Source organism: Mesorhizobium sp. B1-1-7 (genome assembly GCF_006442705.1).
GTDB classification, from domain to species: domain Bacteria; phylum Pseudomonadota; class Alphaproteobacteria; order Rhizobiales; family Rhizobiaceae; genus Mesorhizobium; species Mesorhizobium opportunistum.
Genome location: NZ_VFWQ01000003.1, coordinates 64367 through 82231, shown reverse-complemented (window position 1 = coordinate 82231; position 17865 = coordinate 64367). Strand labels below are relative to the sequence as shown.

14 protein-coding genes are annotated in these 17865 nt (G+C 64.1%); 4 read left to right on the top strand and 10 right to left on the bottom strand.

Annotated features, from left to right (window positions below; all coding sequences use genetic code 11):
• The 10 genes from nirD to FJ978_RS05125 all read right to left on the bottom strand — a co-directional run bounded on the left by nirD (position 1) and on the right by FJ978_RS05125 (position 11106).
• Positions 1-330, bottom strand: a complete 330-nt coding sequence (gene nirD / locus FJ978_RS05170) for a nitrite reductase small subunit NirD (RefSeq protein ID WP_013893254.1) — start codon at positions 328-330, stop codon at positions 1-3.
• 47 nt (positions 331-377) lie between these two features.
• Complete coding sequence (gene nirB / locus FJ978_RS05165) at positions 378-2828, bottom strand: nitrite reductase large subunit NirB (RefSeq protein ID WP_140570750.1); 2451 nt, start codon at positions 2826-2828, stop codon at positions 378-380.
• Positions 2829-2832: 4 nt separating this feature from the next.
• A complete protein-coding gene (locus FJ978_RS05160) occupies positions 2833-3630 on the bottom strand; it encodes an ABC transporter ATP-binding protein (protein ID WP_013893256.1) in 798 nt (265 codons plus the stop codon).
• A gap of 10 nt (positions 3631-3640) precedes the next feature.
• A complete protein-coding gene (gene ntrB / locus FJ978_RS05155) occupies positions 3641-4531 on the bottom strand; it encodes a nitrate ABC transporter permease (protein ID WP_023778436.1) in 891 nt (296 codons plus the stop codon).
• A 104-nt stretch (positions 4532-4635) separates the two neighbouring features.
• Entirely contained in the window at positions 4636-5952 is a 1317-nt protein-coding gene (locus tag FJ978_RS05150) for a CmpA/NrtA family ABC transporter substrate-binding protein (RefSeq protein ID WP_140571248.1), read from the bottom strand.
• Positions 5953-6306: 354 nt separating this feature from the next.
• On the bottom strand, positions 6307-7545 hold the full coding sequence (locus FJ978_RS05145) for a CmpA/NrtA family ABC transporter substrate-binding protein (RefSeq protein WP_181176869.1): 1239 nt from the start codon (positions 7543-7545) through the stop codon (positions 6307-6309).
• 2 nt (positions 7546-7547) lie between these two features.
• Positions 7548-8150, bottom strand: a complete 603-nt coding sequence (locus FJ978_RS05140; protein ID WP_013893260.1) for an ANTAR domain-containing response regulator — start codon at positions 8148-8150, stop codon at positions 7548-7550.
• A 100-nt stretch (positions 8151-8250) separates the two neighbouring features.
• Positions 8251-8586, bottom strand: a complete 336-nt coding sequence (locus FJ978_RS05135; protein WP_084018670.1) for a hypothetical protein — start codon at positions 8584-8586, stop codon at positions 8251-8253.
• Positions 8587-8674: 88 nt separating this feature from the next.
• Positions 8675-9517: an endonuclease/exonuclease/phosphatase family protein gene (locus FJ978_RS05130; protein WP_140570746.1), complete on the bottom strand. Its 843-nt coding sequence runs from the start codon at positions 9515-9517 to the stop codon at positions 8675-8677.
• A gap of 125 nt (positions 9518-9642) precedes the next feature.
• Positions 9643-11106, bottom strand: coding sequence for a phosphatidylserine/phosphatidylglycerophosphate/cardiolipin synthase family protein (locus FJ978_RS05125; RefSeq protein WP_140570744.1), 1464 nt, complete (start codon positions 11104-11106; stop codon positions 9643-9645).
• Between the two features lie 516 nt (positions 11107-11622).
• Between FJ978_RS05125 and FJ978_RS05120 the strand changes: the two genes are divergently transcribed.
• The 4 genes from FJ978_RS05120 (at position 11623) to FJ978_RS05105 (ending at position 17861) form a co-directional block, all read left to right on the top strand.
• Positions 11623-11817, top strand: a complete 195-nt coding sequence (locus FJ978_RS05120) for a hypothetical protein (protein WP_013893264.1) — start codon at positions 11623-11625, stop codon at positions 11815-11817.
• 189 nt (positions 11818-12006) lie between these two features.
• The gene (locus tag FJ978_RS05115) at positions 12007-12567 is read left to right on the top strand and encodes a hypothetical protein (RefSeq protein WP_140570742.1); all 561 of its coding nucleotides are present in this window, start codon (positions 12007-12009) and stop codon (positions 12565-12567) included.
• The gene (locus FJ978_RS05110) at positions 12554-12976 is read left to right on the top strand and encodes an AraC family transcriptional regulator (RefSeq protein ID WP_181176864.1); all 423 of its coding nucleotides are present in this window, start codon (positions 12554-12556) and stop codon (positions 12974-12976) included. Before FJ978_RS05115 ends, FJ978_RS05110 begins: the two co-directional genes overlap by 14 nt.
• 196 nt (positions 12977-13172) lie before the next feature.
• Positions 13173-17861 carry a YadA-like family protein gene (locus FJ978_RS05105; protein ID WP_140570738.1) on the top strand — a complete coding sequence of 1563 codons (4689 nt, stop codon included), beginning with the start codon at positions 13173-13175 and terminating at the stop codon, positions 17859-17861.
• The last annotated feature ends 4 nt before the right edge of the window (positions 17862-17865 follow it).

Here is a 17865-nt window from a genome sequence, read left to right as displayed (position 1 = left end):
TCAGGCCGCGCGGCTGGCCAGCGCTTCCAGCGCGATGAACAGATGTTCGCCTTCCCGTTTCACCGGGATGGTGCGGACCGCGCCCTCGTCGGCGCCGAGCGCCTTGCCCGTCTCCAGCGAGATCACCCAATTGTGCAGAGGGCAGGTCACCGCGGCGCCATGGACGATGCCCTGGCTAAGCGGCCCGCCTTTGTGCGGGCAATGGTCATCGATGGCATAGACCTGGTCGTCGGCGGTGCGGAAGACAGCGACCTTGCCTTCAGGCGTGGCAACGCAGCGCGCGCCACGGCGCGGGATGTCGGAAAGGGTGCCTATTGCGATCCAGTTCATTGCGCTGCCTTTGCTTGGTAGGATTGCGCCTCGCGCAAACATCTCCATCACTCCGCCGCCTCGGCAAACCCGACCGAAGCCATCGGCCGGAATTCGTGCTTGTCCTTACCCGAAACGCGCTCCGACCAGGGATCGACCTGGGCGGATCTCTGCGAGAAGACGAAGCGCTCGTAATAGGCCTTGCGCTTGTCCGCATCGTCCATGATCTGGCGCTTGATCTCGGGGATGCCGATGCGCTTGGCCCATTTGTAGATGCGCTCGAGATAGCGGCCCTGCTCGCGGTACATCTGCGTCAGCGCCACGATATGCTCCAGCGCCTCGTCTTCCGTCTTCACGAGGCCGAGCACTTCGGTGCCCTTGATGTCGAGGCCGGCGGCACCGGCGAAATGGATCTCGTAGCCACTGTCGACGCAGATGACGCCGACATCCTTGCAGGTCGCCTCGGCGCAGTTGCGGGGGCAGCCCGACACCGCCATCTTGACCTTGGCCGGGGTCCACGAGCCCCACATGAATTTCTCGATGCGGATGCCGAGGCCCGTCGAATCCTGCGTGCCGAAGCGGCACCAGTCGGAACCGACGCAGGTCTTCACCGTGCGCAGGCCCTTGGCGTAGGCGTGGCCGGAAACGAAGCCGGCCTGGCCGAGATCGGCCCACACCGCCGGCAGGTCCTCCTTGCGGATGCCCAGCATGTCGATGCGCTGGCCGCCAGTGACCTTGACCATCGGGATCTCGAACTTGTCGACGACATCGGCGATGGCGCGCAGCTCGGCCGCATTGGTCACGCCGCCCCACATGCGCGGCACCACCGAATAGGTGCCGTCCTTCTGGATGTTGGCGTGGACGCGCTCGTTAATGAAACGCGATTGATAGTCGTCGGCGTACTCGTCCGGCCAATCGCAGACGAGGTAGTAGTTGAGCGCGGGCCGGCATTTGGCGCAGCCGCAGGAGGTCGTCCACTCCAGTTCCTGCATGACGGCGGGAATGGTCTTCAGCCCCTTGGCCTTGATCAGCCGGCGCACCTCGTCATGGCCGAGCGTGGTGCAGCCGCACATCGGCTGTACGGCGGCCGGGTTGTAGTTGTCGCCAATGGTCAGCACCATCAGCTTCTCGACCAGCCCGGTGCAGGAGCCGCAGGAGGCCGACGCTTTGGTGTGAGCCCTGACGTCGTCGAGCGAGGTCAGGCCCTTGGCTGTGATCGTACTGGTGATCTTGCCCTTGCAGACGCCGTTGCAGCCGCAGATTTCCGCATCATCCGGCAAGGCTGCAACGGCCGCCATAGGGTCCAGCGGGGCACCCCCCTGGTAGGACTGGCCGAAGATCAACGTATCGCGCATTTGCGATATGTCGGTCTGTTTCTTCTTGAGGTCGTTGAACCAGGCGCCGTCCGCCGTCTCGCCATAAAGCACGGTGCCGATGATGCGGTCGTCCTTGAGCACCAGCCGCTTGTAGACGCCGGCGGCGGCGTCGCGCAGCACGATCTCCTGGCGATCCTCGCCTTCGGCGAAATCGCCGAGCGAGAACAGGTCAATGCCGGTAACCTTGAGCTTGGTTGGCGTGTCCATGTGGACGAAGGCAGCGGCCTCGTCGCCGGCGAGCTGGCTCGCGGCAACGCGCGCCATCTCGTAGAGCGGCGCCACCAGCCCATAGACCATGCCGTTGACCTCGGCGCATTCACCGAGCGCGAAGATGTCGGGGTCGTTGCTGCGCATGCCGGCGTCGACGACGATGCCGCGATTGACGGCAATGCCCGCCTCCTTGGCCAGCGCCGCATTGGGCCGGATGCCGACCGCCATCACCACCAAAGTCGCCGGGATGACGGTGCCGTCGGCGAGTTCGACTTGCTCGACCTTGCCGTTGCCGGTGATTGCCTGGGTGTTGGCCTTGGTGACGACCTTGATGCCGCGTTCTTCGACCGCGCGCTGCAGGAGATAGCCGGCGGCCGGATCGAGCTGGCGCTCCATCAGCGTCGGCATGACGTGCAGCACGGTGACGTCCATGCCCTGCGCGCTCAGGCCGGCCGCGGCCTCGAGCCCAAGCAGGCCGCCGCCGATAACCACGGCCTTGGACCTGGACTGGGCGGCAAGCATCATCGCCTGGACGTCGTCGAGGTCGCGATAGGTCAGCACGCCGGGCAGATTGTGGCCCGGGACCGGGATGATGAACGGCACCGAGCCGGTGGCGATGACCAGTTTGTCGTAGGGTTCGGTGACGCCGTGGTCCGAGGTGACGGTCTTCGCTGCCCGATCGATAGCGACGATCTTGTGGCCCTTGTACAGCGTGATGTCGTTGGCGATGTACCAGCCATCGCCATGGATGATGATTTCCTCATACGCCTTTTCACCGGACAGCACCGGCGACAGCATGATGCGATCGTAGTTCACCCTGGGCTCGGCGTTGAAGATGGTGACCTGGTAGCGGCCCGGCGCTTGCTCCAACAGGTGCTCCAGCATGCGCCCAGGGGCCATGCCGTTGCCGATGATGACGAGTTTTTCGGTCATTGGTCTACTCCGCGGCTTCGACGAAGCGGTGGCGTTCGTAGAGGAATTTCAGCACCGCCTCGCGGCAGCGCAGGAAGGTGCGATCCGAGGCGAGTTCGATGCGCCGGCGGGGGCGGGCCAGCGGCACGGGAAGAACCTCGCCGATGGTCGCGGCCGGGCCGTTGGTCATCATGACGATGCGGTCGGAGAGCAGCACCGCCTCATCGACATCATGGGTGATCATGATCGTCGTCGAGCCGAGCCTGGAATGGATGTCCATCACCGCGTCCTGCAGATGGGCGCGCGTCAACGCGTCGAGCGCGCCGAACGGCTCGTCGAGCAGCAGGATCTTCGGCTCCATGGCCAGCGCGCGCGCGATGCCGACGCGCTGCTTCATGCCGCCCGAGATTTCCGCCGGCCGCTTGTCCCTGGCATGCGCCATCTGCACGAGGTCGAGATTGCGCATGATCCAGTCATGCCGCTCGGCCTTGCTCTTGGAACGGCCAAAGACTTTCGACACCGCCAAGTTGATGTTCTCGTAGACCGTCAGCCACGGCAAAAGACTGTGGTTCTGGAACACCACGGCGCGCTCGGGTCCGGGGCTGTCGACCTCCTTGTTCTCGAGCAGCACGGCACCAGCGGACACAGTGGTCAGCCCGGCGATCAGGTTGAGCAAGGTCGACTTGCCACAGCCTGAGTGACCGATGATGGAGACGAATTCGCCCTTGTCGATGGTCAGCCGGATGTCCTTCAGGACCTCGCTGACCTGGCCGCCGCGGGCGAAGGATTTGTCGATATGGTCGAGTTTCAGGTAGGCGGTCATCACGCTCTCCTCACTTTGCCGTCGTGCCGCGGGTGACGAAGACGCCGACCGCGGCGACCAGACGGTCGAGGCAGAAGCCGGTGACGCCGATATAGGCGAGCGCGACGATGATGTCGGGCAGCCGCGACGAGTTCCACGCGTCCCAGATGAAGAAGCCGATGCCGACGCCGCCCGTCAGCATTTCGGCGGCCACGATGGCGAGCCACGACAGGCCGATGCCGATCCTGAGGCCGGTGAAGATGTAGGGTGCCGCGGCCGGCACCATGATCTTGATGAAGAATTCGAGCGGGTTGAGCCGCAGGATGCGGGCGACGTTGCGGTAATCCTGCGGGATGTTGCGCACGCCGACGGCGGTGTTGATGATGATCGGCCAGATCGAGGTGATGAAGATGACGAACAGCGCCGACGGGCTGGAATCGCGGAACGCGGCCAGCGACAGCGGCAGCCAGGCGAGCGGCGGCACGGTGCGCAGGATCTGGAACACCGGATCGAGGCCGCGCATCGCCCAGATCGACTGGCCGACCAGCGCGCCAAGCGCAACGCCGACGACCGCCGCCATGCCGAAGCCGATGGCAACACGCTGCAGCGAGATCAGCACCCGCCAGGCCAGCCCGATATCCTGCGGGCCGTTGTTGAAGAACGGATGCGCGATGAGGTCGTAGGCCTCGTTCCACACTTGGCTGGGCGGCGGCAGGCTCGATGTCGGCGACGAGCAGGCGATTTGCCAGACGACGAGCATCAAAGCGATGACAACGACCGGCGGCACCAGGGTGCTCGCCAGCTTTCCGACGATCGCGACCGGATCGAAGCGGCGTCGTGCCTTGACCGTGAAGGCGATGACTTCGGCCGGCTTGGCGGGAAAGGCCTTCACCTTGGTGTCCTCGATCGTCTGGATAGACATGTCTGGGAAAAACTCCGTGGGCAGATGGTGAGGGCCAGGTGCGACGGCACGAACGGTGCCGTTGCGCTGGGGACGACAACGGCGCAACGCGCCGTTTGCGCTGGTCAGGCCGAAGCCTTGATCTTGAGGCTGTCGAGATAGGCTGACGGGTTGGCCGGGTCGAAGACTTTGCCGTCGAAGAAGGTCTCGACACCGCGCGAGGAGGACGCCGGGATATCGGCGGCGGCAATGCCGAGATCCTTGGCCGCCTCGCGCCACAGATCCTCGCGGTTGACCTGGTCGACCAGCACTTTGATGTCGGTGGTCGGCGCGAATTTGCCCCAGCGTATGTTCTCGGCGAGGAACCAGCTGTCATGGCTCTTGAAGGGATAGGAGACGCCGCCCTTCCAGAACTTCATGTAGAGATCGGTGCCGGTGGCGACGCGGCCATTGCCGTAGTTGATGTCGCCCTTGAGGCGGCCGATGATGTCGGCGACCGGCACGTTCATCCATTGCCGTTTGCCGATGATGGCGGCCATCTCGTCCTTGTTCTCCGTGGCCTCGCACCATTGCTGGGCTTCCATGACGGCCATCAGGATCGCCTTGGTGGCGTTCGGGTACTTGTCGATGAACTCGGCGCGCAGGCCGAGCGCCTTTTCCGGATGGCCCTTCCACAACTCGCCCGTCGTGGCGGCGGTGAAGCCCACGCCCTGGTGGACGAGCTGCTCGTTCCACGGCTCGCCGACGCAGAACACGTCCATGTTCCCGACCTTCATGTTGGCCACCATCTGCGGTGGCGGCACGACGATGGTCGAGACGTCCTTGTCGGGATCGATGCCGCCGGCGGCGAGCCAGTAGCGCAGCCACAAATCATGGGTGCCGCCCGGGAAGGTCATGGCGGCCTTGATGTCCTTGCCGGCCGCCTTCTTGGCCGCGAAGACGTCCTTCAGCTTCGAGGCATCGAGGCCGACGCCGGTGGCGGCATATTCTTGCGCCACCGAAATGCCCTGGCAGTCGTAGTTGAGCCGCGCCACGATCGCCATCGGCATCGGCTGGTTGTTCTGGGTCACCTTGCCGGTGTGCATGAGATAGGGCAGCGGCGTCAGTATATGGGCGCCGTCGATGCCGTTGGCGGCGCCGCCGAGCATCAGATTGTCGCGCGTCGCGCCCCACGAGGCCTGTTTCAGCACCTCGACATCGGGCATGCCGAATTTCGCGAACAGCCCCTTCTCCTTGGCGACCATCAACGGTGCGGCATCGGTCAGCGCGATGAAGCCGAGCTTGGCGCCAGTGACTTCCGGGGCGGAGGTAGCGGCATGGGCGCCGGACGGAAAGAGCTTGCGGGCGGCCACGAACAGGCCGGCCGTCATCGCGCTGCTGACCAGAAAATCACGACGTGTCACATCCCCGAGCGATGTGCCGGTGCCGATTAATTTCTTCATTGTCTTCTTCATCGTCGTCTCCGGTTGAACGCGATCCGCGCCGTCGATTGACCCAAAACAAAAAAGCCGCCGGCCAGGTCGTCGCGTCCGGGAATCCGGATCGCGTCTTGACCTGAGCGGCAGCTTTGCCTGTGGCGCCCGCCATTGGACGCCTGTTCCGTGACCCGCGAAGGGCCTGATTATTTCAAAGCAGGAACCATGCCAGTTTGACGATGAGGGAAAAATATCAATGAAATCATTGATAAACGCCGGTCGTCGACGCGTCAGGCGCTATGGCGAGCAGACCAAAGATTGTTCAGTAGAGCAATCGCGCGCACAATTTTTGTGCAATGCACAAGAATGGCGCGGAAACGATCAAGCTTTCGCGCGGGCCGATTTCTGCTTCTCGACATACGCTTCGATCTGGTCCGGATCGAAGATCTGGCCGTCAAAGAAACCGTCGGGGCCAAGCACCAGGCCCGCCCCGGTCGCGCCGACCGCGGTTGCGGCCTTGAGCGCGCCCTCGACCTTCGAATTGGCGCCCGGCAGCGCCACGCCCAGCGGCTTCAGCGCCGAACGGTAGAGGTCGGGACGGTAGCAGTCGCGGGCAATGGCGAGATTGTCGGGCGTGTGCGCGACATGCCCCCAGCGCACCATCTGCGTGTAGAACCACAAGGCATGGCTCTTCCACGGGAAGTTCGCCGCCTTGTCGAAGGGCACGAAGAAGTCTTCGATATCCAGGTCCGCCCCGCCACCCAACTGGAGATGGCCGGTGAGGATCGGCATCTGGACAGCCGGCGGCAGGCCGAGGAAACCAGCTTTGGCCATCACATCGGCCAATTCGGCGCGGTTCGCCGGATCCTGGCACCAGCGCGCCGAATAATGCAGTGCGCGCAAGAGCGCCGCCAGGGCTTCGGGGGACTGCTCGGCCCAGGCTTTGCGCACGCCGACCACCTTCTCCGGGCTGTTGCGCCACAACAACGCCTTGACGGTGACGATATGGCCGGTGCCGGCCGCCACCGCGGCACTGTTCCAGGGCTCGCCGACGCAATAGCCGTCGATGCGGCCCGCGGCCAGCGCGTCGGCCATGAACGGCGGCGGCACGATGACGATCTCGATCTCGCGCTGGGGATCGATGCCGCAAGCGGCCAGCCAGTAGCGCAGTTCGTAATTATGCCCCGAATGCGGGTGCACGACTGCAAAGCGCAGCGGATCGTGGCCAGCGGCCGCGCGTTCGCGGATAAGCGCGCCAAGTGCCGCACCCGCGCGCGCCGGATCGAGATCGGGCGCCGCGCCGTGCGCCGCCATGCCCTCCCACACCGCGTTGGAGATGGTGACGCAATTGCCGCCGAGCCCGAGCGAGAACGGCACGATGGTCTCGGAAGCGAGCGGCGTCAGCCCGAGATTGCAGGCGAGCGGCATCGGTCCCAGCATATGCGCGAGATGGAAGTGGCCGATAGCGATGCGGTCCCGGATATTGGCCCAGGAGGTCTCGCGATGCAGCGTCAGGTCGATGCCTTCGCGCCTGGCGAAGCCAAGCTCGCCGGCGGCGACCAGCACGGCGCTGTCGAAAAGCGGCATGAAGCCGGCGGTGATCTGGTGCTCGGCGCCCATCGTCATTCGTCCTCCGCCGGTCCCAGCAGCCCGGCGGCAGTCACCAGGCTCTGGGCGATGTCGCCGATCTTGCGGTTCTGGTTCATCGCGGTCTTGCGCAGCAGCGTGTAGGCGGCTTCTTCCGTCAGCCCGCGCGACTTCATCAGGATGCCCTTGGCACGGTCGATCACCTTGCGGCTCTCCAGCTCGCTGCGCGCCTCTTCCAGTTCGCGCGCCATGCGCGAGAAGGCGTTGAAGCGGCTGACGGCCATGTCGAGGATTGGCTTGACGCGTTCTTGCCGCAGGCCGTCGACGACATAGGCCGAAACGCCGGCATCGACCGCGGCCTCGATCGAGGCTTGGTCGGAGCGGTCGACGAACATGGCGATCGGGCGCTTCACGGCGCGCGACAGCTGGAACATGTTTTCCAGCATGTCGCGGTTGGGGTTTTCGAGGTCGATGACGATGACGTCAGGCTCGATCTCGGCGATCCGCCGCGCAATGCCGGTGACATCGTGGATGACGGTGACCTGCTGATGGCCGGCCTCGCGCAGGCCGGCCTCGATTATCGAGGCGCGGATGCGATTTTCATCGATCACCAGGACGGCTAGAGCGGGGCGGATCATGCCTGCATTGTGGGCATGGCCGTCAAATTGTGCAATGCGGCATAGCCATGTCCATCAATTAGACCGCAGCCATGCGCGTCATGGCATTCGCCGCACGAGATCAGCCGCAGACGCGAACGTCTTCAACCACCTTGTGGTGGTGGCGCCAATGCACGACCGTTTCGACGTGGCAGCGATGGTGCCGGTGGTGGCGCCGGTATGCGCGATCCCGGTAGTCGCTATCACTGTCGTACTGGACGCTCTGGTCGTCATCATACTGGTTGTCATAATGTCGATTGTGGTGACGGCGAATAACAATTCCGCTGTCGGAATCATCGTCCGATGAATATCGGTTGCCGTCGTCGGACTGGATAGTCACGCTTGCGGCTCGCGTTGGTGCAGTCACTGCCGCTGTCGCGGCAAATGCCAACATGGAAGCCAAAATCAGTTTTTTCATCCCATCCTCCTGCCTGTCCAAAACGTATGAACTCGACCTATAAACTCATGGAAGAACCGGGCGTTCCCTGTCAAATCTACACGCTTTGCTACGCCGGAGACATCATGGCGTTATCAGCGGCGGCCATACGATCAAGGCGAACAAGCGCCGTGAGCGGCAGATGGTCGGAGGCAACGCGCGAAAGCGGCGTATCGTGCGCCTCCACCGCCGCGATCATTCCGTGCCGATTGGTCATGATCCGGTCGAGAGCCAGCAGCGGCAGGTTTGACGGGAAGGTGGGAACCGCCGGCGGCTGCGGACCGAACGTCGCATGCAGCGTGTTGAGCGCCGAGCGGTTGCCGAGCCGCCATTCGTTCAGGTCGCCAAGCAGTAAGGTCGGCTTTTCGTCCGGGCTGTTCATGAGATCGAGCACGACACGTGCCTGCTGGGAACGCGAGTGGCGCAACAGGCCGAGATGAGCGGCGATGACGCGCAAAGTCTGGCTTCCATCCATCTCGATCTCCGCCACGACGGCACCGCGCGGCTCCAGCCCCGGAAGCTTGATCTGATGCACGTCGCGAACCACTCCCTTCTTGAACAGCAGGACATTGCCATGCCAGCCATGGCCCTTGCCGGTAGCCGAAATCGGCACGGGGACAAGGCCGGTTTCCCGTTCGAGCCGGGGCAGGTCGAGAAGCCCGTCACGGTCGCCGAAACGATTATCGGCTTCCTGCAAAGCGATGACATCGGGATCGATTTCGCGGATGACGCGGCTGGTGCGCTCGGGATCGAATTTGCGGTCGACGCCGATGCATTTGTGGACGTTGTAGGAGGCGACCAACGTGCCGGTGGTGCCGGTCGTCTTGTGCGCGGCGGCGTTTGCCTTCTGCATCCGACGGTCGCGGATGGACAAAAGCATGCTTGCTGGCAGGCTGCGTCCGTTCATCCGCATCGCGTGCCCGCCATTTCAGCCGCTTTCATCATGCACATCAAATAGAGTCTTTCGGTCTGTGTTCCATGATCGGCGTCAAACTATCTGGCAAACACGTCGTTTTGTTAAAGATAGGGCAAACCCATCTAGAGATAGGGTGAACCAAGCCAAAGGACCCGGTCGAACAGCCTGATGAGGAACGGCCGGGCGCGCAAGGCATCGAGCGTCACCGGCACGGCGGAGGTCATTGCCGATCCGATCCGCGCTTCGATCTCACGCGCAAAGCCTGCGTCGAGGATTTCCAGGTCGATCTCGAAGTTGAGCCGCAACGACCGGGCATCGAGGTTGGACGACCCGATATAGGCCCATGCGCCGTCGATCGACAGCAGCTTCGAATGGTCGAACGGCCCTTCGGTGCGCCAGACGCGGCAATAGTGCTTCAGCACCTGATCGAATTGCGCGGTCATGGCGCGATCGACGAGGAAAAGGTTGTTCACCGCCGGCACGACGATGTCGATTTCGACGCCGCGCCGGGCGGCGGTGATCAGCGCGCTGACCAATTCGCGGTCGGGCAGGAAATAGGGCGACATCAGGCGGATCGACTTGCGCGCGACGGAAAACGCGCCGATCAGCAGCTTGTGGTTGGTCTCGTTGCTGGCGTCCGGGCCGGAAGCGACCGCTCGCACCAGCATCGGGACGCCGGGCGCCGGCGACAGTGACGCTATGCGCCATGCATCGCCCTTCAACGCCTCTTTGGTGACAAAACGCCAGTCCTCGGCGGCGACCGAGAAGAGGTCGGCGACGACTGGGCCGGTTACCCGGAAATGCGTGTCCCTGGCGCTCTTCGAGCCAGCGAACTCCGCGGAAAAACCCTTGCGGATGTTCATGCCGCCGGTAAAGGCAACCGTGCCGTCGACCACCAGGATCTTCCGGTGGGTCCTGAGGTTGGCGTAGGGCAGCCGCAGGCCCATGACGATGTTGCCGTTGAAGAGATCGGCGGGAATCTTTGCGTCGCGCAGGTGCCCCAAAATGCTGGGGACCGAGTAGCGGGCGCCGACGGCATCGATCAGCACGCGAACGGTGACGCCGCGCCGGACGGCATTGGCCAGCGATTCGACGAAGAGCAGGCCGACGGCGTCATTGTCGAAAATATAGGTCTCGAGCAGGACACTGCGCTCGGCGCCATCGATCGCCGCGCACATGGCGGTGTAGGCCTCGTCGCCCGTCTCCAACACGTCGATTGCATTTCCCGGGTTGAGCGTGCGTCTCGCCACCCGGTCGCCGAGCGTTCTAAGACCCGTGAAGCGCTGTCCGTAGCGCTCGACGATCAGTGCCTCCTCGGCGACGAGGTCGCGCTCATGCTTGGCCGACACCGCATCGCCGGCAAGCGGGCGCTGTGCGCTGATGGTGGCACGACGGATGCGGTTTATGCCGGCGACGGCATAGATCAGCACGCCGAGGATCGGCGACAGCACCATCACGCCGACCCAGCCGGTGGCAGCGCGGACGTCTTCCTTGGTCATGACGGCGTGGGCGATGCCGACGGTTGCCATCGCCACTGAGATGATCGCCAGGATTGTGGTCCCGTGAGTCGCAATAGTCTCGAACATTGCCGGGACTATCCAGCGAGCGATTGCAGAAGGCAATGCATCAGCTCATGCCTCGCAGCGCGATGGCGTGGTATCGCTGGCCAAGGATTTGAACCGAGGTCGGCCAGGCGGCGACGCCAGAGCCCGCACGAGGTGGGACGCCTGGCCGAACGAATCCTGCTGCAGCAACTCGACGGAGGCAAACCGGGCAGCGCGATAGAAGGGATGCCTTCCCTGGCGCCATTGCGATGGCACGCGTGATGTTGACGGGGCTTGCAGGGCTGCCAACGGTATGCGGTTCGACTGAAGAATACCATCCTTCACGTCAGAGAGTGAGCCGACCAAGCTCCGATAGAATGTCGTCGTGCAAAGCCCTCCCTGACCTTGGGTAAAGCATAGAACTGGCGCGATCCGGCATCGTCCTGAGCTGTTTTGATACTCCAAGGCTTCCTGTACTTTGGTGCCACATCTATTGTATATCAAGAGGAATGAAATTAGCGATATAACACTTTGATCGGAGCCGAGGGGGAGCGCCGAATGATGACATTCAACTTCAAGGGGCCTCCCGTGGGGGACGGCGACGTGTCGGCCGAATGCCAGGGCCAGCTGCTGCCTTTCATCCATGAAATCGTCCAGGCAGCGGTCGCGGCGGGGTGGAGCCGGGACGATGTTCTTCTGGCTTTTGTGGAACTCTCCTGGGATCTCTACGAGAAACGTCGCGGTGATCTGTAAAATTACGCCTCAGTTTGAAGTTCGCAGCGGCCAGGGGCGTGTTTTTACCCGTGTTCTTGCCACAGGCCGCTATTGCCGGTCAGCCTGACACTGGACGTCACGACGCCAGCTTAGGCGCAGCAGGCCCTGTTTGACAATCAATGAAAATCGCGGAATCGCTCTCGCCAGGCTGATACGCGGAACTCGCGCATGGCGAAGGCTCGCCATGCGGCGGAAATGGAATGCTCGCCAACTTCCTCCACCGGTCACTTCTTTGTTTTCTCGAACAAAAATTTTTCTTTGCACGTGGAAGTTCTTTCCTATCCAAGGCCTGTGCGTTACGCTGGTTGCGGGTCGGGCAAGGGGATTTCAAGCTACAGCAAGACGGCTGAGGCGGCATGCATGAACAAAGCGGACGAAGCTCGGGAAAGCGGCGTTTCCCGGGGCGTCGATCGGACAGCCCGATGCATCTTGAACATCATTTCGGAAAGTGCCGGTCCCAGGCATACCCCGGCGCGCGGGAGCGTCATCTATTGCGTCCGCAATCCCGGGTCGCAGAAGTTCCTGTCCTGGACACACGAGGGCGATTTCCCCGTTACATCGTTTGAGCCGCCCCCGTTCGGAATGGGTGAGCTGCAGATCGTCGAGATGAGGCCGGCCAGCAATGCCGTAGAAGTAATCACGAATTGTTTTTCAGGGGAACGGGGAGATCAGCCTCGGGTTGTGTTCCAATTGGGACGTATCAGGAGGCGAGAACATGCGGCGGCGTGAGGATGACCCGGCAGGGTCTGCTTCGGGGGCGGGTTCCGCGCAAGAGCCGGCGCTGCAACCAAAAGGCGGGCTTTCCGTCCGCGGCGCACGCAAGGTGCAGGAGTTCCTGGATGAGAACTTCACGCGCAAGCTGGCGCTTGCCGACATGGCCGCGGTTTGCGGGCTTTCACCCTATCACTTCATGCGAGCCTTCTCGAGGACGTTCGGAATGCCGCCGCACCAATATGTTATCGATCTGCGGCTTGATTTCGCCGAAAGGCTGCTTGCCGAGAGCCGGATGACGATCGCCGACATCGCCCATCTGGCCGGCTTTTCCAGCCAGAGCCATTTTACCACCCTTATGAAGAAATACCGGCAGACGACGCCATTGCAGGCGCGGGTGGGCAAGCTTAACGCCAAGATTAGATGAAACGGAACTTACGAAATTGCTTGACTACTTGGCTTATAAGCGTCTCCTAAAGTAACTCGCCGTTAACCTCTGTCGGTTTGCTCCGATCTTTTCTCACAAGACAGCAATTTCGTGAAATACTGCGAGCAGGAATCATGCCTTTCTGGTGGCGAACGGAATTGTCAGACATTTCGTGCCGGCCAGCGGAGAGGGAACCATGACCGACAACCAGATTTCGAGCGGCCAGATTGCGAGCGGCTCACTTCTTGTTCAGCGTCGCGCGGCGCATTTCGCCGGGCAGTGGATCGCAGGGGCCGATCATGGTTCGCGCTCGGTTCGCCGCCGCCTGATGGCGGTGCTGCGGATGGCGCATCGCGCGCTTAGCATGGGGCGTAAGCGCCTGGGTTTGGGAACGTTGGGCGTCGGCGGAGCTGCAGCCGCAGTGCTGAGCGCCTTCGTGATCGGCATGGCCGCGACGCCGGCTCTGGCACAATATCAAGCCGGTGGTGGTTCCGCGACTGCTCCCGAGGCCGTAGCGATCGGAAATGGCTCAACCGCCAGCCTTAACTGGGCGGTAGCGCTCGGCTTCCAAGCCCAATCAACGGCTCAATACTCGATCGCCATCGGCCGGACTGCGTCGGCCACGGGCACTGGCGGCGCGGTGGCGATCGGGTCCGGCACGATCTCGAACAACATCAATACGGTGGCGATCGGTGTTGCCGCCAGTGCCGCTGGAGCCGGGGCTAGCGCGCTGGGCACCAACGCCAACGCTTCGGGCGGGAATTCCACCGCAGTCGGCGTTTCGGCTACAGCCAACAACAACTATGCGTTCGCCGCCGGCTACGGATCCGTCGCCAGCGGGCTGCGCAGCACTGCGATTGGACAGTTCGCAGCGGCGTCCGGGCTGGATACTGTCGCACAAGGCACCAGCACTGTTGCTAGCCAGCAGAACGCCGTCGCCGTCGGCTTCCAGGCGACCGCAACCGCGATAAACGCCGTCTATCTCGGTTCGCGCACCGCCGCCGGAACGGGAGCGCTGGCCCAGAGCGCCATCGGCATCGGCACCGATGTTACAGCTTCTCAGGTTGATGCCACTGCGATCGGGCGCCAAAGTAAGGCAACGGGGACGGGCGCCACGGCGATGGGTCGGAACGCCAGCGCCTGGGGCAATCAGTCCATCGCATTCGGCCTGGGTGCGCAGGCGGGCGTGCAAGCCAATACGGCCCTGCCCAACAGCATCGCCATCGGCACCAATTCGCTCTCTTCCGGCGCTTTCGCCACTGCCATGGGCGCTACCACGGTTGCGAGTGGCGACGCCAGCACGGCGGTTGGCAATACGGCCGTTGCCAGCGGCGCGAACGCCTCCTCGCTGGGATCCGGGGCGAATGCGGCAGGAGACAATTCTCTCGCTGCTGGTGTCAATGCCAATGCCGGGGGTGTCGGCAGCACCGCACTCGGCATCGGCACATCGGCGGCCGGCGCCAGTTCGGCCGCCGTCGGCTTCCAGGCCCAGGCTGCCGGCGCCAATGCCATCGCCGTTGGTCCCCAGGCAAATGCATCAGCGCAAAACTCGGCAGCGCTCGGCAACGTCGCCGTGGCCTCGGGCAATTTCGCGCTGGCCCTGGGCAATTCGGCCACGTCGAGTGGCGTAGGCTCGGTCGCGGCGGGCTCGGGAGCTCAGGCCACGGACGTTTCCGCCACGGCGCTCGGCAACAACGCCACGGCGACCGCCGCAAGCGCGAGCGCTCTGGGCCTGGGCGCCACGGCAAGCGGCATAAACAGCACTGCGGTCGGCAAGTCGGCCAATGCGAGCGCGCAGGACGCCATCGCCATGGGTACGAGCGCCAAGGCCAGTTCGGCCGAAGCGGTCGCGATGGGCACCAATGCGGTGGCGGCCGGCGGCAAAGCGGTCTCGATCGGGTCCGGCAACACCGCCTTTGGCAACGGCGCGGTCGCCATCGGCGATCCGAGCTACGCCAGCGGCACCGGCGCCTTCACCGGCGGCGCCAACAACATCGCCAACAGCGACGGCACGGCGACCGCCACCGCGGCCAATATGGCCAACGGTGCCGTCGCCATCGGCAACAGCAACAAGGCCATCGGACAGGGCTCCGTCGCACTGGGCAACGGCTCGACCGCCGGCGCCTCCGGCCTGGCAGGCAATGTCGCGCTGGGCGACGGCGCGACGGCGGCGGCAAGCACCGGCGACGTCGCACTCGGCTCGGGCTCGGTGACCGCCACGGCGGTCGGCACGGCCAGCGGTGTGGTCAACGGTACCACCTACGCCTTCCAGGGCACCAACCCGACCTCGACAGTCAGCATCGGTGCACCCGGCGCGGAGCGCACCATCACCAACGTCGCCGCTGGGCGGATCAGTTCGACGTCAACCGACGCGATCAACGGCTCGCAGCTCGCCGCCACCAACCAGGCCGTCGATGCCATCGGCGCCGTCGTCAACAATCTCAACGTCGGCGGCGGCATCAAATATTTCCACGCCAACTCGACGGCGGCGGACTCCCAGGCGCTGGGCACCGATTCCGTCGCGGTCGGACCGAACGCGGTGGCCAACAATGCCGGCGATGTCGCGATCGGCCTGAATTCGACGTCGGGCGCAACGACCAATGTCGGCGGCGCCACGATCGGCGGCACCGCCTATACCTTCGCCGGCGGCACGCCGGCGGGCGCCTTCTCGGTCGGTTCGGCGGGCGCCGAACGCCAGATCCAGAACGTCGCGGCTGGACAGTTGAATGGCGGCTCGACCGATGCGGTCAACGGCTCGCAGCTCTTCGCCACCAACCAGCAGGTGACGCAGAACACAACCGACATTGCCAACATCGGCAGTGGCGTGACCAATCTCGGAAACACGTTCAACACCATCGCCGGCGACACCTCGACCGCCTATACCGACGCCAACGGCATCGGTATCCGCTACGCCCGCACCAACGAGGCCGGGCTGGCGCAGACCGATTCCTTCGCGCAAGGGGTAGGCTCTACCGCCGTCGGCTACCAGGCGACTGCGACCGGCGACAGCGCGCTCGCACTCGGCCGCGCCACACAGGCCAGCATCGACGGCAGCGTGGCGCTCGGTTCCGGCTCGGTCTCCGATCGCGCGATCGCTCCCGCTTCCGGGCAACTGCCCGCCGGCCCGTCCAATTTCATCCAGTACAACACCACCGACAAGACGCTGCTCGGCGCCGTTTCGGTCGGCACCGCCACGTCTTACCGGCAGATCACCAACGTTGCCGACGGCACGCAGGATCAGGATGCGGTGACGGTGCGCCAGCTCGCTGGCGCTATCGCTTCCGTGTCGGCGACGTCGACCAAGTATTTCCATGCCAATTCGACGGCGGGCGATTCTCTCGCCGTCGGCGCCGAGTCGGTCGCGGTCGGCCCGACGACGGTCGTCAATGGCGACAATGGCGTCGGCATCGGCAATGGCGCCATCGTCGACCAGACAGCACCCGGCGGAACCGCCATCGGCCAGAACGCGCATGTGATGCTGGCCGACGGCCTGGCGCTCGGCACCAATTCGCTGGCGTCCGGCATCCAGTCGGTGGCGCTCGGCGCCGGCGCCCAGAGCACCTTCATCAACAGCGTCGCGCTCGGCGCGCAGTCCATCACCTCGGTCGGTGCCCAGACCGGCTACACGGGTTTTGGCCTTACCGCCCCGCAGACCTCGGTCGGCGAAGTGTCGATCGGCGCCGCCGGGGCCGAACGCAAGCTGACCAATGTCGCGGCGGGCTCGGCCGATACCGACGGCGTCAACGTCTCGCAACTGCGCGGCGTGTCGCAAAATATCAGCAACCTGTTCGGCGGCGGCACCACGGTCAATCCCGACGGGTCGATCACCGGACCGACCTACACCGTCCAGGGCAACACCTACACGACCGTCTATGACGGGCTCACGGCGGTCGACAACGCGCTGACCAACATCACCAGTGGCGGCGGCATCAAGTATTTCCACGCCAATTCGACGCTGGCCGACTCCATCGCCAGCGGCACCGACAGCGTCGCGATCGGTCCGGCCAGCGTGGCGAGCGGCACCAACAGCCTCGCCGCCGGCAATGGCTCGACGGCCACCGGGCAGGGTGCCGTCGCGCTCGGGCAGGGCGCCAAGGCCAACAATGCCAATGATGTGGCGCTCGGTTCCGGATCGGTGACGCAGACCGCCGTCGGCACCGCCAGCACCGTCATCAACGGCAAGACCTATGCCTATGCCGGGACGACTCCAACCGGGACCGTCAGCGTCGGTGATGCCGGCGCCGAGAGGACGATCACCAATGTCGCCGCCGGCCGTGTTTCCTCAGACAGCACCGACGCGATAAACGGCTCACAGCTCTTCGCCACGAACACGGCGATCGAGGATCTGAAAGCCGGCGTTGGGGGTCTCACCCAGAATGCGGTGACCTATGATACTCAGGGTGGCGCCAAGACGAACACCATCACGCTGCAGGGCGGCGACGTCAACGCGCCGGTCGTCATCTCCAATGTCGGCCCTGGCGTCAAGGGCAACGATGCGGTCAATGTCGACCAGATGAACAACCGCGTGGATTACGCCATCAACACTTCCAACTCCTATACCGACAAGGTGGCCGGCACGACCTTGCAACAGGCCAACGACTATACCGACCAGAAGCTCAGCCAGCTCAACACGGACCTGGGCGGCATACGCGACGAAGCACGGCAAGCGGCCGCGATCGGGCTCGCTGCTGCCTCGCTGCGCTACGATGATCGTCCCGGCAAGCTGAGCGTCGCGGCGGGTGGCGGCTTCTGGCGGGATTCGAGCGCCTTGGCCTTCGGCGCCGGCTACACCAGCGAGGACGGTCGCATCCGCGGCAACTTGTCCGGCACTGCCGCCGGTGGGCATGTCGGCGTCGGCGCCGGCATCAGCTTCACCTTGAACTGAGGCA

Excerpts from the sequence above, each read along its gene's own strand:
- nirD (WP_013893254.1), bottom strand. The coding sequence starts at position 330 with ATGAACTGGATCGCAATAGGCACCCTTTCCGACATCCCGCGCCGTGGC.
- nirB (WP_140570750.1), bottom strand. The coding sequence starts at position 2,828 with ATGACCGAAAAACTCGTCATCATCGGCAACGGCATGGCCCCTGGGCGC.
- FJ978_RS05160 (WP_013893256.1), bottom strand. The coding sequence starts at position 3,630 with ATGACCGCCTACCTGAAACTCGACCATATCGACAAATCCTTCGCCCGC.
- ntrB (WP_023778436.1), bottom strand. The coding sequence starts at position 4,531 with ATGTCTATCCAGACGATCGAGGACACCAAGGTGAAGGCCTTTCCCGCC.
- FJ978_RS05150 (WP_140571248.1), bottom strand. The coding sequence starts at position 5,952 with ATGAAGAAATTAATCGGCACCGGCACATCGCTCGGGGATGTGACACGT.
- FJ978_RS05145 (WP_181176869.1), bottom strand. The coding sequence starts at position 7,545 with ATGGGCGCCGAGCACCAGATCACCGCCGGCTTCATGCCGCTTTTCGAC.
- FJ978_RS05140 (WP_013893260.1), bottom strand. The coding sequence starts at position 8,150 with ATGATCCGCCCCGCTCTAGCCGTCCTGGTGATCGATGAAAATCGCATC.
- FJ978_RS05135 (WP_084018670.1), bottom strand. The coding sequence starts at position 8,586 with ATGAAAAAACTGATTTTGGCTTCCATGTTGGCATTTGCCGCGACAGCG.
- FJ978_RS05130 (WP_140570746.1), bottom strand. The coding sequence starts at position 9,517 with ATGCGGATGAACGGACGCAGCCTGCCAGCAAGCATGCTTTTGTCCATC.
- FJ978_RS05125 (WP_140570744.1), bottom strand. The coding sequence starts at position 11,106 with ATGTTCGAGACTATTGCGACTCACGGGACCACAATCCTGGCGATCATC.
- FJ978_RS05120 (WP_013893264.1), top strand. The coding sequence starts at position 11,623 with ATGATGACATTCAACTTCAAGGGGCCTCCCGTGGGGGACGGCGACGTG.
- FJ978_RS05115 (WP_140570742.1), top strand. The coding sequence starts at position 12,007 with ATGGCGAAGGCTCGCCATGCGGCGGAAATGGAATGCTCGCCAACTTCC.
- FJ978_RS05110 (WP_181176864.1), top strand. The coding sequence starts at position 12,554 with ATGCGGCGGCGTGAGGATGACCCGGCAGGGTCTGCTTCGGGGGCGGGT.
- FJ978_RS05105 (WP_140570738.1), top strand. The coding sequence starts at position 13,173 with ATGACCGACAACCAGATTTCGAGCGGCCAGATTGCGAGCGGCTCACTT.